Source organism: Allobosea sp. BE125, from assembly GCF_031456075.1.
Taxonomy (GTDB): domain Bacteria; phylum Pseudomonadota; class Alphaproteobacteria; order Rhizobiales; family Beijerinckiaceae; genus Allobosea.
On the sequence record NZ_JAVDTY010000004.1, the window covers coordinates 417,523 to 432,086 of the forward strand.

The following is a 14,564-nucleotide window of genomic DNA, read 5'->3' on the forward strand; positions in this document are numbered from 1 at the left end:
CCGTCGTCCCGGGCCCAGGCGGCTGCGCCGCTTGTCCGGGATGACGGGAAGGGAAGCGATCGGAGCATTGCGCGAAAAACGGGCTACCGGTTTTTCGCTGGAGCAATGCTCTCAAGCTTTTAGAATCGATCACGTCGCATTCGGACGGAACCGTCCGAATGCGACGTGATTGAGATCACGCGACGGCGTCAGCGAGATCCTTGGTCACCTTGAACTTGACGACCGTCTTGGCCGGAACCTTGATCATCGCGCCGGTCGAAGGGTTGCGGGCCTCGCGGGCCTCGCGCTTGGCGGCCGAGAGCTTGCCAACTCCGCCCAGCGTGACGTCATCGCCGGACTTCAGGGTCTTGGCGACAACCGCGCCCAGCGAGGCCAGGACGGCCGAGACGTCGGTCTTGGTCTTGCCGGTCTCATCGGCGATAGCGGCGATCAGTTCATTCTTGGTCATGAATTCCTCCTTGAGAAGGGGGTTGTACAGCGTCGCGCAAGGCCGAGCGTTCGTACGGGGTTGCTCCCACGGATCGTTGCTCCCGCAATTTGCGGCGCGCGAAGGCGCCAGTTGACACAGCTGCAATCGAAAGACGACAGCCGCGGCCGTAGATACGCACAGAAATCCGCTTCGTTCCGCTCTTCGCGCGGCTAATGTTGTACGATTCCGACGCTGCCGCGGTGCGATTGACAAATCAGGGCTGGTTATTTCAAGCTTAAAATAATTACACGGGCAGGGGCGGGCAGGCATGAAGGTCATCATCGTCGGGGGCGGGATCGGCGGTTTGGCGCTGGCGCTCATGCTGCATGCACGCGGCTTCACGCCGACCGTCTACGAGCAGTCCGGGGAGATCCGCGAGGTCGGCGTCGGCATCAACACATTGCCGCATGCCATTCGCGAGCTCGCCGAGCTTGGGCTGCTGCCGGCCCTCGACGCGGTGGCGATCCGCACGCGTGAACTCGTCTACATGAACCGCTTCGGCCAGACCGTCTGGCGCGAATTGCGCGGCCTGCATGCCGGCGCTCCGGTGCCGCAATTCTCGATCCATCGCGGCCGCCTGCAGGGCGTGATCCGCGATGCGGTGGTGGCGCGACTGGGGCCGGATGCGCTGCGCACCGGCCGCCGCCTGCAGGGCTTCCAGCAGGATGAGGGCGGCGTCACCGCCCATTTCGCCGATTCCCGGCGCGGCGAGGGCGGCGAGACGGCCCGCGCCGATATCCTGGTCGCCGCCGACGGCATCCATTCGACCGTGCGCGGCCATTATTTTCCCGATCAAGGGCCGCCGCGCTGGAATGGCGTGCAGATGTGGCGCGGCGCCTGCGACTGGCCGCTCTTTCTCGATGGCGAGAGCATGATCATCGCCGGCGGCATGGCGGGCAAGCTGGTGCTCTACCCGATTGCATCAGGCGCGACGCCGCAGACGCGCCTGACCAACTGGGTCGTCAATATCCGCACCGGCGACCCGGCCAAGCCGCCGCCGAAGGAGGCCTGGTCCAAGCCCGGCCGGCTCGAGGACGTGCTGCCCTTCGCGCGCCGCTTCAGCGTGCCCGGCGTCGACATCATGGCGCTGATCCAGGCCTCGCCCGGCTTCTGGGATTATCCGATGTGCGATCGCGACCCGCTGCCGCGTTGGACCCATGGCCGCGTCACGCTGCTCGGCGACGCCGCTCATCCGATGTATCCGGTCGGCTCGAACGGCGCCTCGCAGGCGATCCTCGATGCGCGCTGCCTCGCCGATCTGCTGGTCCGTGCCGAGCATCCGCGCCATGCGCTCGCGGCCTATGAGGCGGTCCGCCTGCCCGCCACCGCCGAAATCGTGGCGATGAATCGGGTCGGTGGTCCCGAGCGCGTCATCGATGCCGTCGAGGCTCTGGCGCCCAATGGCTTCGATGATGTGGAGCGCGTGCTGAGCTACGCCAAGCGCGAGGCGATCGTGAAATCCTATGCCGGAAAGGCCGGCTTTGCTGCCGAACAGCTGCTGAAGCGCGCCTGATCAGCCGAGCTGACGCCGCTTTCGTATGGCGTCGAGCGAAATCGGCGCGACCGGCTGGCATTCCCCTTGCGTCAGGAAGGCGACGCCGACATCGTCTCCGCGACGCCAGCATTGCCGGACGCGGACGCTCTCGCCCGGGCTGTCGATCTCGAATGTTTTCGGCAGCGCGATCCAGTCGCTCATGCGGACCAGCGCGCCGGTGTCCGACCAGTTGCGCAGGGTGCATTCGAGTACCGACTGGCCGCCGTTGAAGACGACGCTCGCACCCCGATAGACCCGGCTGCGCGGCGTTTGACGACGTTCAATCCTCATGGCGCGGCTCCCTTCCCGGACGAAGCCAGACTTCGCCGGCTGTTGGTTGCCACGATAATGACGCGGCGTAGGACGCGACGCATGTCATTCCGCGGCTTAAGATTAACTGCGGAAATTGCCGCTCTGGAGCGTTGCCGATGCGCGAGCCTGCTATAGGCTCCGACACGGCGTTTCGCTGGGGGGCTATCAAATGAAGATCTGGTTGGTAATCGGGGCGCTGCTCGGCAGCGTCGCCACGGCCCAGGCGCAAAGCCCGGGCGACTGGGTGCTGGCGCGCTTCAAGAACGGAAACTACTGGTTTCCAGGCGTGCTTCAGAGCGTCTCGGGCGACCGCCTGACGATTCAGTATGACGATGGTGATCGGGAAACGCTCCCGCTCGCCAGCGTGCGTCCTTACAACTGGACCATCGGCAGCCGCGTCGAGTGCAATTTCAAGGGCGGCGGCAAGTGGTTCCCGGGCAAGATCACCTCGCTGGGCGGGACCGCGCTCGCAATCGACTATGACGATGGCGACAAGGAGCGCACGAAGACGGGGCTTTGCCGCTCGAGCTGACGACTTTCCAGAGCGTTTTTCACACGGCTTGAATCGTCATTGCGAGGCGGCGCAGCCGGCGAAGCAATCCAGGGGCCTCACGCACTCCCCCTGGATTGCTTCACTGCGCTCGCAAAGACAGCTGACGTTGGTGGAAAGCCCGCTGGCCTCGGCCTTGCGGGCTTCACGCGCCTTCGGGTGGAGGCGGCAGGAAGTCGACCTCGTATTTCGCTGACAATGCCACCACCTCGGCCGGGTTCTGCTGCGGCATCGAATGGATCGCCCAGAACAGGTCGTAGAGCCGCCCGGTCGGCGCGACCCAGAACAGGCATTTCACTGTCGCCTCGCTCTTGTTGAACAGCCCGTGCGGGACATTGCGCGGCAGCCGGATCAGGTCGCCGGCGCTGGCGAAGCTCTCCTGCCCATCGAGCACGAGGTCGAGCCGGCCTTCGAGCAGATAGATGAACTCGTCCTGTGTCGGGTGGATATGGGGCGGCACGAAGGTGCCGGGCGGGAAGGTGGCATGCCAGGAGAACGAATCCTCGCTCAGCGTCTTGGGCACATAGGTCTGGCCCAGGATGTTCCACGAGATAGCGTCGATGCCCTCATTGGCCTTGGTCACGCCGGCGGTCAGCGGTTTCATGGGATGGTTCTCCTTTCAGGAAACGACTCCGTCATTGCGAGGAGCGAAGCGACGAAGCAATCCAGGGGTGGCGGTGCTCCCCATGGATTGCTTCGTTGCACTCGCAATGACGGCATGAGGTCGTGTCTCTCAAAAATGCAGGAAGCGGTCCTTGACCGCGCTGTCGTTGCGCAAATCGTCGCTTGAGCCGCGCCAGACGATGCGGCCTTTTTCCAGCACGACATGCCGGTCGGCGAATTTCGCCAGCGCGTCGACATTCTTGTCGATCACCAGAATGGATTCGCCCTCGGCCTTCAGCGCCGTCAGGCAGGACCAGATCTCCTGCCGGATGATCGGGGCGAGGCCCTCGGTCGCCTCGTCCAGGATGATCAGCTTGGGGTTGGTCATCAGCGCCCGGCCGATCGCCAGCATCTGCTGCTCGCCGCCGGACAGCTGGTTGCCGCGATTGGTGCGGCGCTCCCTGAGCCGCGGGAAGAAATCATAGATTCGACCGATGTCCCAGCGCGCTTTGCCGAAGCGGCTGGCGGCGGTGGCGACCAGGTTCTCCTCGACCGAGAGCGTCGGGAAGATCTGCCGGCCTTCCGGCACCAGCCCGATGCCGGCCTGCGCGATCTTGAACGGGGCGGCGCCGGTGAGGTCGCGGCCCGCCACGCTGATCCGCCCGGCTTTCGGCGGGATCAGGCCCATGATCGCGCGGATCGTCGTGGTCTTGCCCATGCCGTTGCGGCCGAGCAGCGTCACCACCTCGCCTTCGCCGATGGTGAGGTCGATCCCGAACAGGATCTGCGCCTCGCCATAGCCGGCATCGAGGTTTTCGACGGTCAGCATGGCAGCCTCCCGCGAAGACGGAAGCCCGTCATTGCGAGGAGCGTCAGCGACGAAGCAATCCAGGGGCCGTCGAACGGAACCTTCTGGATTGCTTCGCTGCGCTCGCAATGACGGTGGAGGCCGTTGGACACTATCACCCCTCCTCGCCGAGATAGGCTTCACGCACGGCGGGGTCGGCTCGCACCGTCGCCGGGTCGCCGGAGGCGATGACGCGGCCGTAGACCAGCACGCTGACCGTGTCGGCGAGCGCGAATACGGCCTCCATATCGTGCTCGACCAGGAGCATGGCGTAGCGCCCCTTGAGGCTCCTGAGCAAGGCGATCAGGCGTTCGCCTTCCTCGCGGCCGACGCCGGCGAGCGGCTCGTCGAGCAGGATCGCGGCGGGCTCCAGCGTCAGCGCCATGGCGATCTCGAGCGCGCGCTTCTCGCCATGGGACAGGCGGCGCGCCAGCATATGGGCGCGCTCGGTGAGCCCGACGGCTTCGATCGCCGCCCAGGCGGGCCGGTTCAGCGCCTCGTCGCGGGCCGCATTGCGGAAGAGTGCGAGCGGATGGCTGGCGCGCGCCTGCACGCTGAGCGCGACATTCTCCAGCACCGAGAGCGAGGCGATGGTCGAGGTGATCTGGAAGGTCCGGGCGAGGCCGGCGCGCGCGCGCGTCTCGGGCGTGAGACTGGTGATGTCGGCGCCGCGAAAGCGGATGCTGCCGGCGTCGGGCCGCAGCATGCCGGAAATCTGGTGGACGAGCGTGGTCTTGCCGGCGCCGTTGGGGCCGATCAGCGCGTGTAGTTCGCCGGGCGCGAGCGCAAGATCGACCCCGTCGGTGACCTTGAGCGCCCCGAAGGCCTTCCTGACGCCGCTGAGCGCGAGCACCGGCTCAGTCATCGCGCTTGCTCCCAAATTTGCTGGTGAGCTTGCCGATGATGCCGACCAGGCCGCCGCGCGTGAACAGCACGAAGAGCACGATCAGGGGGCCGAAGATCACTCGCCAATGCTCGGTCCAGCCGGACAGCACGTCCTCGGCGAAGAGATAGGCCAGCGCGCCGATGATCGCGCCATGCAGGCTTCCGACGCCGCCGAGCACCACCATGAAGATGAGCTCGCCCGAGCGCTGCCAGGAGATGAAGGCGGGGCTGACGAAATCGGTCTGATTGGCGAGGAAGAAGCCGGAGAGGCCCGCGATCATGCCCGAGATGACATAGGCGATCAGGCGGATGCGGCCGACATCGTAGCCGGTCACGGTGACTCGCGTCGCGTTCTCGCGTGCGGCACGCAAGGCCCGGCCGAAGCGCGAGGCGACGATGGTGCTGATCAGCGCGTAGCAACCGACCAGCGTCGCCAGCACGACGTAGAAGAAGGATGTCCGGTTGGCGAAGGGCTTGAAGCCGGCGAGCGTGCTGCGCTCATAGAGCGTCAGCCCGTCATCGCCGCCATAGGCCGAGAGCGCCTGCGCCAGGAAATAGGCCATCTGGCCGAAGGCGAGCGTGATCATGATGAAGGCGACGCCGCGCGTCCGCAGCGAGACGGCGCCGGTGATCGCCGCAAAAAGCGCGCAGGCTGCGAGAATGACCGGCAGGATCAAGAGCGCCTCGCTTCGCCCCTCGGTGATCATGATCCCGGTCACATAGGCGCCGATGCCGATGAAGGCGGCATGGCCGAAGGAGACCAGCCCGCCGACGCCGAGGATGAGATCGAGCGAGAGCGCGGCGATGGCGAAGATCATCGCGCGCGTCACCAGCGTCAGCCAATGCGCGGGCAAGCCGAGCGAGACCGCAAGCGGCATGGTGGCCAGCGCCAGGAACAGCACGATGGCAATGATCGGCCGCCGGCGCGGCGGCGCGGCCGGCAGGGTGGCCTCGGCAAGGGTGGGCGCCACGCTCATGAGCGGCCCTTGGCCGGCAGCAGGCCCTCGGGCCGGACGAACAGCACGATCGCCATGACGAGGTAGATCAGCATCGAGGACAGCGCCGCTCCCGTCGCCCGTGCCGAAGGCGCGCTCATGAACAGGCGCAAGAGGTCGTTCATGAAGGAGCGGCCGAGCGTGTCGACGAGGCCGACGATCAAGGCGCCCACGAACGCCCCGCGGATCGAACCGATGCCGCCGACCACGATGACGACGAAGGCGAGGATCAGCACCGTGTCGCCCATGCCGGGCTCGACCGAGAGGATGGGGGCCGCCATGGCGCCGGCAAAGCCCGCGAGCATGGTCCCGAAGGCGAAGACCACCATGAACAGCTTGCGGATGTCGACGCCGAGCGCCGAGACCATCAAGGCGTTGGAGGCGCCGGCCCGCAGCAGCATGCCGGTGCGCGTCTTCTCGACGATGAACCAGAGCAGCCCGCCGACTGCGAGTCCCGATCCGATCAGCGCGAAACGGTAGACGGGGTAGAGGATGCCATCCATCAGCCGGACCGAGCCGGTCAGGAATTCCGGCACCGGCACCGAGAGCGGGGCCGCGCCCCAGATGATCTTGACGCCCTGGTTGAGCAGCAGGATCAGCCCGAAGGTGGCGAGCACCTGGTCGAGATGGTCGCGCTCATAGAGATGGCGGAAGACCAGGAATTCGAGCGCGAGCCCGATCAGCAGCGCAGCCGCCAGCGCCAGCGCCAGGCCGAGCACGAAATTGCCGGTCAGCGCGACAAAGGTCACGGCGAGATAGGCGCCGAGCATGTACTGCACGCCATGCGCCAGGTTGATGAAGTCCATCACCCCGAAGACGAGCGTCAGCCCCGCCGCGACCAGGAACAGCAGGATGCCGAACTGGAGCCCGTTGAGGATCTGGACGATGATGAGGCTGGTGGTCATGGGTCAACCGCGACGATGCCGGAAGGGCGCGGGGAACCCTCTCCCGGAGGGAGAGGGCAGGGTGAGGGGTAGGCCGTTGGACACCGGGGCCGTGAGCTAACCGTAGCCGCCGTTAGGTTTTCACCTCACTGGTCCAGCGGCCTCCACCTCACCCCTGCCCCTCTCACCGATCTCGGGCTTGCCTGAGATCGGCACTCAGAGTGTCGAAGTCGGGTAGACCCGACTTCGATGCAGGAGAGGGGTTCCCCGAGGTCCTGTCGCCTTATTTAAGCGCGCAATCCTTGGCATGCGGGTCGGCGTAATCCGTGAACACCTTCTGGGCGATCTCGGTCTGGAACTTCCCGTCCGGGCGCTTGGCGACCTTGACCAGGTAGAAGTCCTGGATCGGGTAGCCATTGGTGTTGAACTTGAACTTGCCGCGCAGCGAGGTGAAGTCGGCCTTCTTGATCGCGGCGCGCAGCTTGTCCTTGTCAGCGGTGCCGCCAGTCGCCTTGACGGCGGAATCGATCAGCAGCGCGGCGTCATAGGCCTGCTGGGCATAGGAGCCGGGCACGATCTTGTAGGCCGCCTCATAGGCGCTGACGAAGGCCTTGGTCTGCGGATTGTCCATGTTCGGCGCCCAGGTCATGCCGCCGAACAGGCCGACCGCCGCGTCCTGCTGTGCCGGCAGCGTCGATTCGTCGACGGTGAAGGCCGAGAGGAACGGGATCTTGCCCTGGAGGCCGGCCTGCGACCACTGCTTGACGAAATTGACGCCGAGGCCGCCGGGCAGGAAGGCGAAGACGACGTCGGGCTTGGTCGAGGCGATCTTGGCGAGGTCGGAGGCGAAGTCCATCGAGGTCAGGGGCGCGTAGACCTCGTCGACGATCTCGCCCTTGAAGTAGTTCTTGAAGCCGGCGAGCGAGTCCTTCCCGGCCTGATAGTTCGGCGCGATGATATAGGCGCGCTTGTAGCCTTGGTCCTGCGCGTATTTGCCCAGCACCTCATGGACCTGGTCGTTCTGATAGGAGGTGACGAAGAAGTTCTGGTTGCAGGCCTTGCCGGCCATGGTCGAGGGGCCGGCATTGGGGCTGATCAGGAAGGCGCCGGAATCGAGCACGGGTTTGGCGATGGCGCCGAGAATGTTCGAGAACACCGGGCCGACGACGAAATCGACCTTGCCGCTGTCGACGAAGGCCTTGACCTTGCCGACCGCGACATCAGGCTTGAGCTCGTCGTCGATGACGGTGATCTGCACCGGCACGCCGCCGAGCTTGCCGCCCTTCTGGTCGACTGCGAGCTGGAAGCCGTCGCGGACCTGCTGGCCGAGCGCGGCCGCCGGGCCGGTCAGTACGCTGACGACGCCGATCTTGATCGGCTCCTGCGCTTGGGCGCTGGCCGCGCCGAGCGCCAGCAAGCCGACGCTGAGCGAGAACGCGAATTTGAGTGTCATGTCCGATGTCCTCCCGGGACGAACGAGAAAGCGACGGCGCGGCAGGGGACCCTCACCCTCTCCACCGCGCGACGAAGGCATATTGTTTCAAGCTTAAAATATCTGCAAGGGGTTCAGGGCGAAGAATTTTCGGGTCGCCAATCGCGGCGTCATTCTCGGGCGAAGCGAAGCGCAGACCCGAGAAGCTCTGGACCAGAAGACACTGGTTTCCGAGATGGTCGGGTCAAGCCCGACCATGACGAGCGTCGACCCTCACGCCTGCACGCCGTCGACATACCAGTCCATCTTCGACAGCACCTCGTCGGAGGCCTTCTCGCCGGCCTTGACCCGGACCTCGCCCTTGAGATCCTTCAATTCGCCGGTGAAGGGGTGCAGCGTGCCCGCGACGATGCCCTTCTGGACCTCGTCGGCCGCGGCACGCGCCGCCGGCGTCACCGCGTCGTTATAGGGCGCGAGCTTGACGAAGCCGTCCTTGATGCCGCCCCAGACGTCGCCGGATTTCCAGCTGCCGTCCATGACCTCCTTGACGCGCTTGATGTAGTAGCCCGACCAGTCGTCGACGATCGCCGAGAGATGCGCCTTGGGCGCGAAGGCCTTCATGTCCGAGGCCTGGCCGAAGGCGAAGACGCCGCGCTGCTCGGCCGCCTGCAGGGCGGCTGCCGAGTCGGTGTGCTGGGTGATCATGTCGGCGCCCTGGTCGATCAGCGCCTTGGCGGCGTCGGCCTCCTTGGCCGGGTCGTACCAGGTCGAGGCCCAGATCACCTTGGTCTTGAAGTTCGGATTCACCTTGCGGGCGGCCAGCGTGAAGGCGTTGATGCCCATCACCACTTCCGGAATTGGGAAGGAGGCGATGTAGCCGGCCTGGCCGGTCTTCGACATATGCCCGGCGATGGTGCCGATCACGGCCCGGCCCTCATAGAAGCGGGCGTTGTAGGTCGCGACGTTCTCGGCGCGCTGATAGCCGGTCGCGTGCTCGAAATGGATCTTCGGGAACTGCTTGGCCACCTGGATCGTCGGGTTCATGAAGCCGAAGGAGGTGGTGAAGATGATCCGGTTGCCGGCCTGGGCGAGCTGGCGGATGGCGCGCGCGGCGTCGGGCCCCTCGGCGACGTTCTCGATGAAGCTGGTCTTGATCTTGTCACCGAACTCCTTCTCCAGCGCCTTGCGACCCTGGTCATGCGTCCAGGTCCAGCCATGGTCGCCGACCGGGCCGACATAGATGAAGCCGACGCCGAGCGGGGCCTGTGCCGAAGCCTGCCCGCCGATCAGCGGCAGGGTCGCGGCAGCGGCGCCCGCGCCGAAATTGAACCTGCGGCGCGTGATGATGGAGGTCATGATGTGGTCTCCCCGTTTATGGTTTGCGGCGTCACGACGCCGAGAATGGCTTGCCGAGGCAGGCCGGAGCATCGAGCCGGCCGGTCTTTCGTCCTAGCGACATCATGGTCAGAACGGCAATTGTCGCAAGGTAGGGGGCCATCGCCAGAAGCTCCGGCGCGAGCCAGGTGATGCCGGCCGCCTTGGCCTGCAATTCGAGCGTCATCACCGCTCCGAACAGATAGGCCCCCAGCAGCAATCGCCCGGGCCGCCAGGCGGCGAAGACGACGAGCGCGAGCGCGATCCAGCCGCGCCCGGCGGTCAGGCGGTCGGCCCACATCGGCGTCAAGGCCAGCGAGAAATAGGCCCCGCCCAGGCCGGCCAGCGCCCCGCCGAAGGCGATCGCGCCATAGCGGATGGCGATGACAGGGTAGCCGATGGCATGGGCAGAGGCGTCGTTCTCGCCGACGGCGCGCAGGATCAGGCCGGGGCGCGTCCTGCGCAGGAACAGGCTGACCGCCAGCACCAGCGCGAGCGAGAGATAGACGACGATGTCGTGGCCGAAGACCGCGCGCAGGATCGGATGGCCCGACAGCGCCTCGGGAAAGACCGGCCCCAGCCGCGTGATGGTGCGCCCGACGAAGCCTGCCCCGATCAGCGAGGAGGCGCCGATGCCGAAGATCGTCAGCGCCAGCCCCGTCGCGACCTGGTTGGCGGTGAGGGAGAGCGTCAGCACGGCGAAGATCATCGCGGTGGCGACGCCGGCCACGACCGCCGCGACAAGCCCGAGCGTCGTGCTGCCGCTGCTGTAGGCGACGGCGAAGCCCGCCACCGCGCCGGTGAGCATCATGCCCTCGACGCCGAGATTGAGCACACCCGCCTTCTCGACGACGAGCTCGCCCAGCGCCGCCAGCAGGATCGGCGTCGAGGCGGCGACCAGGGTCATCAGGATCGAGACAAGGATGGCGGAGGTCATGGCGAACTACAGGTCTTAACGAACGGGCGCGGGGAACCCCTCTCCCGGATGGGAGAGGGGCAGGGGTGAGGGTGTGCGCGAAAACACCTGAGCACAACGATCGCAGCCGGTGCCGCGGATATCATCTGCCTCATTCGATGAGGGCGGGCCCTCACCCCTACCCCTCTCCCATCCTGGAGAGGGGATCCCGCGCCCATCCGTCTCGCCCGGTCGTGGGTTCCGGGTTCGGCCCCGCGGGCCGCCCCGGAATGACAGAGGTTAGCGGGAGCACGTTTCGTCATACCGCCCGCACCTTCCAGCCGATCCGGTAGCGCACCAGCACGTCGGTCGCGAGCAGCATGAACAGCAGCAGCGCCTGGAACATGCCGGTCGCGGCCTGCGGCAGCTTGACCGTCGTCTGCGCGATCTCGCCGCCGACATAGGTCGCCGCCAGCACGATGCCGCCAAAGACGATGCCGAGCGGGTTCAGCCGCCCCAGGAACGCGACGATGATCGCGGTGAAGCCGTAGCCGGTCGGGAATTGCGGGGTGAGCTGGCCGAAGGGCCCGGCCGCCTCGAACAGGCCGGCAAGGCCCGCAAGCCCGCCACCTGCGAGCAGCGTCGCCCAGGTCACCGCGTCGGCGCTGAAACCGCCATGGCGCGCGGCGGCCGGAGCAAGTCCCACGACCTTCACCGCATAGCCCGCTGTCGTCTTTTCCATGACCAGCCAGGCGATGACGGCGATGACGAGGGCGAGCGGGATGCCGAGATGGATGAGCGAACCTTCCGCCATCGCGGGCAGCGTCTGGTCGGGCGTGAACATCCGCGTCTGCGGGAAATTGAAGCCGTCCGGGTCCTTCCAGGGGCCGCGTACGAGATAATACAGGCCCTGCACCGCGACATAGGTCAGCATCAGGCTGGTCAGGATCTCGCTGACCCCGAGTTTCACGCGCAGGAAGGCGGGGATTGCCGCCCAGGCCATGCCGCCAAGGATGCCGGCGAGCGCCATGGCGGGCAGGATCCACCATCCCGTCATGTCGTAGGTCGCCAGCGCCACGCCGGTGCCGGCGATCGCGCCCATGACGTATTGCCCCTCTGCCCCGATATTCCAGACATTGGCGCGGAAGCCGATGGCAAGCCCGAGCGCGATCATCACCAGCGGCGCGGCCTTGACGCCGAGATCGGGCCAGCGCTGCTGCTCCAGGAACGGCGTCAGGAAGATGTCGCGCACGGCGTGGAAACCGTCATAGCCCATCGCGGTGAAGACGATCATGCCGATCAGCATGGTGAGCAGGACCGCGATCAGCGGGCTCAGCCAGAGCATGGGCGAGCTCGGCTCGCGGCGGCGGCGCCATTCAAGCATGGGTCGCTCCCGTGCTTTCGCCGGCGCCATGCACGCCGCCCATCATCAGGCCGATCTCGTCGATGCCGAGGCTCGCAATGGCGCGCGGGGCCGACAGCCTGCCTTCATTGAGCACGCAGAGCCGGTCGGCGAGTTCGAGCAGTTCGTCGAGATCCTGCGAGATCACCACCACGGCCGAGCCCTTGGCGGCGAGATCGACCAGCTCCTGCCGGATCGCGGCGGCAGCACCCGCATCGACGCCCCAGGTCGGTTGCGAGACCACGAGCACGGCCGGCTGCTGGCCGATCTCGCGACCCATGATGAATTTCTGCAGGTTCCCGCCTGAAAGCGAACGCGCCAGCGCGCCGGGGCCGGTGGTGCGCACGTCGAAGCGCTGGATCACGCTCTGGGCGAAGCGCAGCACATCGCCGCGCGCGACGAAACCGAGCGGGGCGAGCGGCAGGCGGTGGCGCGCGGTCAGGATGCTGTTGTCGGCGAGCGAGAAATCCGGCACGGCGGCATGGCCGTTGCGTTCCTCGGGCACGCAGGCGAGGCCGGCCGCCCGGCGCGCACCTGCGCCCTCCAGGCCGATCGGCCTGCCATCGAGCCGAATGGCGTCTGAGGCGGCCGCCAGCCGTTCGCCCGAGAGCGCGGTCAGCAGCTCCGACTGGCCGTTCCCGGCGACGCCGGCGATACCGAGGATCTCGCCGGCGCGCGCCTCGAAGGAGACCGCTTCGAGATCGGTGCCGAAGGGCGGCTCGCCCGCCAGCGACAGGCCTTGGACGCTGAGCCGCACTTCGCCCGTGCCAGCGCCGGGCTTGTGCTCGATCTGGCGCAATTCCGCGCCGATCATCAGCTCGGCCATGCGCTTGGTGCTTTCGAGCTTGGGGTCGCAGGTTGCCACGACCCGGCCGCCCCGCAGGATCGTCGCGGCCTCGCAGAGCGCTTTGATCTCATGCAGCTTGTGCGAGATGTAGAGGATCGCACAGCCTTCGGAGGCGATCTGGCGCAAGGTCTCGAACAGCCGCTCGACCTCCTGCGGCGTCAGCACCGAGGTCGGCTCGTCCATGATCAGCAGCTTCGGCTTCTGCAGCAGACAGCGCACGATCTCGATGCGCTGGCGCTCGCCGACAGACAGCGTATGCACCGCGCGCTCGGGGTCGAGCGGCAGCGAGTAGCTCTCGAGGATCGCGGCGACGCGGGCCTTCAGCACCTCGCGATCGACCGCCTCGTCGAGGCCGAGCGCGATGTTCTCGATCACCGTCATCGCGTCGAACAGCGAGAAATGCTGGAACACCATGCCGATGCCGAGCCGGCGCGCCGCCTTGGGGGAGGGGATCGAGACGGTCTCGCCATTCCAGGCGATCGTGCCCTCATCGGCGTGCTGGACGCCGTAGATGATCTTGACCAGGGTCGATTTGCCGGCGCCGTTCTCGCCCAGCAGTGCGTGGATCTCGCCGGGACGGACGCTGAGGCTGATATCCTCATTCGCCTTCACGCCGGGAAAGCTCTTGGAGATATGGGCGAGCACCAGCCGCGGCGGCACCTCCTGCTCACGCGGCTGGTTCATGTCTGGCCCGTCTCCCCTTCGCCGGCTGCCGGTGGCCAAGCAAGCAACGCACCAGCTCGGCCGCCGTCAAGGCCGCGATCACCTCCGGGCGCTTGTCGTCCACATCGCAACCGCCGATCGGGCAGGTGAGGCGGGACAGCGCTTCGTGTCTCCCGCCGGCCCGCAGAAAGCTGGACTCGAAACGCGCCCGCTTCGTCGCCGAGCCGATCATGCCGACGTAAGCCCCGTCGCTGCGTGCCAGAGCCGCTTCCGTCAGGCGATAATCCAGCGCGTGGCTATGGGTCAGGATCACGAAAGCGCTGCCAGGCTTCGCCGCCTCGATCGCTGTGACGGGATCGGCCATTCTGATGCAGGTGATTGCCGACGGCAGGCCATCCATGACGCCGTCGCGGTCGTCGATCAACGAGGTGGCGACGGGCAGGGGAGCGAGCGCCAGGGCAAGCGCCCGGCCGGTATGGCCGGCGCCGAACAGGAGGACGGAGGGCCTCAGAACTGCGTCGGCCTTCTCGCTGGCAGTGAGCCTGGCGAGATCGGCCGCCGTCGCAGGCTTCAGCGCGACCTGCACCCGCCCGCCGCAGCATTGGCCCATTTGCGGGCCGAGCGGGATGTCGAGCGCGCGCTGCGCTGCGCCCTCGGTCAGCATCTCGCGCGCGATGTCGATGCAGTGGAATTCGAGCTGCCCGCCGCCGATGGTGCCGGCGGTGGCGCGGGCGCTGACGGCCATGGTCGCGCCGGCCTCGCGCGGGGTCGAGCCCGAGGCGGCTTCGATCCGCACCAGCACGACGCCTTCATGCCGGTGAGCACTGAGGAAGGTGGAGAGGGTCATATCGCGCCCTCCGTCCTGGCGATGG

The 14,564-nt window shown here is 66.8% G+C and carries 15 protein-coding genes; 2 read left to right on the forward strand and 13 right to left on the reverse strand.

Annotated features, from left to right (window positions below):
• Positions 1–175: 175 nt before the first annotated feature.
• Positions 176–790: an HU family DNA-binding protein gene (locus tag J2Y55_RS12720; RefSeq protein WP_310153206.1), complete on the reverse strand. Its 615-nt coding sequence runs from the start codon at positions 788–790 to the stop codon at positions 176–178.
• Here J2Y55_RS12720 and J2Y55_RS12725 point away from each other — a divergent pair.
• A complete protein-coding gene (locus tag J2Y55_RS12725; RefSeq protein ID WP_310153210.1) occupies positions 738–1,982 on the forward strand; it encodes a flavin-dependent oxidoreductase in 1,245 nt (414 codons plus the stop codon). The genes J2Y55_RS12720 and J2Y55_RS12725 overlap by 53 nt on opposite strands.
• Here the strand turns inward: J2Y55_RS12725 and J2Y55_RS12730 are convergent, their stop codons facing one another.
• Positions 1,983–2,294, reverse strand: coding sequence for a PilZ domain-containing protein (locus J2Y55_RS12730; RefSeq protein WP_310153213.1), 312 nt, complete (start codon positions 2,292–2,294; stop codon positions 1,983–1,985).
• Between the two features lie 190 nt (positions 2,295–2,484).
• On the opposite strand from J2Y55_RS12730, the gene J2Y55_RS12735 reads away from it, so the two are divergent.
• Complete coding sequence (locus J2Y55_RS12735; protein ID WP_310153215.1) at positions 2,485–2,847, forward strand: tudor domain-containing protein; 363 nt, start codon at positions 2,485–2,487, stop codon at positions 2,845–2,847.
• Between the two features lie 163 nt (positions 2,848–3,010).
• Here the strand turns inward: J2Y55_RS12735 and J2Y55_RS12740 are convergent, their stop codons facing one another.
• The 11 genes from J2Y55_RS12740 to xdhC all read right to left on the reverse strand — a co-directional run bounded on the left by J2Y55_RS12740 (position 3,011) and on the right by xdhC (position 14,539).
• Positions 3,011–3,469, reverse strand: a complete 459-nt coding sequence (locus J2Y55_RS12740; protein ID WP_310153217.1) for a cupin domain-containing protein — start codon at positions 3,467–3,469, stop codon at positions 3,011–3,013.
• A 129-nt stretch (positions 3,470–3,598) separates the two neighbouring features.
• Positions 3,599–4,297 (reverse strand): ABC transporter ATP-binding protein, encoded by a 699-nt coding sequence (locus J2Y55_RS12745; protein ID WP_310153218.1) that lies wholly within the window; start codon positions 4,295–4,297, stop codon positions 3,599–3,601.
• A gap of 133 nt (positions 4,298–4,430) precedes the next feature.
• The gene (locus tag J2Y55_RS12750; protein ID WP_310153221.1) at positions 4,431–5,180 is read right to left on the reverse strand and encodes an ABC transporter ATP-binding protein; all 750 of its coding nucleotides are present in this window, start codon (positions 5,178–5,180) and stop codon (positions 4,431–4,433) included.
• A complete protein-coding gene (locus tag J2Y55_RS12755; protein ID WP_310153223.1) occupies positions 5,173–6,177 on the reverse strand; it encodes a branched-chain amino acid ABC transporter permease in 1,005 nt (334 codons plus the stop codon). Before J2Y55_RS12755 ends, J2Y55_RS12750 begins: the two co-directional genes overlap by 8 nt.
• Positions 6,174–7,100 carry a branched-chain amino acid ABC transporter permease gene (locus J2Y55_RS12760; RefSeq protein WP_310153224.1) on the reverse strand — a complete coding sequence of 309 codons (927 nt, stop codon included), beginning with the start codon at positions 7,098–7,100 and terminating at the stop codon, positions 6,174–6,176. Before J2Y55_RS12760 ends, J2Y55_RS12755 begins: the two co-directional genes overlap by 4 nt.
• A gap of 262 nt (positions 7,101–7,362) precedes the next feature.
• Positions 7,363–8,532 (reverse strand): ABC transporter substrate-binding protein, encoded by a 1,170-nt coding sequence (locus J2Y55_RS12765; RefSeq protein ID WP_310153227.1) that lies wholly within the window; start codon positions 8,530–8,532, stop codon positions 7,363–7,365.
• A 252-nt stretch (positions 8,533–8,784) separates the two neighbouring features.
• Entirely contained in the window at positions 8,785–9,867 is a 1,083-nt protein-coding gene (locus tag J2Y55_RS12770) for a BMP family ABC transporter substrate-binding protein (RefSeq protein WP_310153229.1), read from the reverse strand.
• A 31-nt stretch (positions 9,868–9,898) separates the two neighbouring features.
• Entirely contained in the window at positions 9,899–10,822 is a 924-nt protein-coding gene (locus tag J2Y55_RS12775) for an ABC transporter permease (protein WP_310153231.1), read from the reverse strand.
• Between the two features lie 277 nt (positions 10,823–11,099).
• Positions 11,100–12,164, reverse strand: coding sequence for an ABC transporter permease (locus tag J2Y55_RS12780; protein WP_310153233.1), 1,065 nt, complete (start codon positions 12,162–12,164; stop codon positions 11,100–11,102).
• Complete coding sequence (locus J2Y55_RS12785) at positions 12,157–13,713, reverse strand: ABC transporter ATP-binding protein (RefSeq protein WP_310153234.1); 1,557 nt, start codon at positions 13,711–13,713, stop codon at positions 12,157–12,159. The genes J2Y55_RS12780 and J2Y55_RS12785 overlap by 8 nt, the downstream gene beginning before the upstream one ends.
• Positions 13,697–14,539: a xanthine dehydrogenase accessory protein XdhC gene (gene xdhC, locus J2Y55_RS12790; protein WP_310153236.1), complete on the reverse strand. Its 843-nt coding sequence runs from the start codon at positions 14,537–14,539 to the stop codon at positions 13,697–13,699. Before xdhC ends, J2Y55_RS12785 begins: the two co-directional genes overlap by 17 nt.
• Positions 14,540–14,564 lie beyond the last annotated feature (25 nt).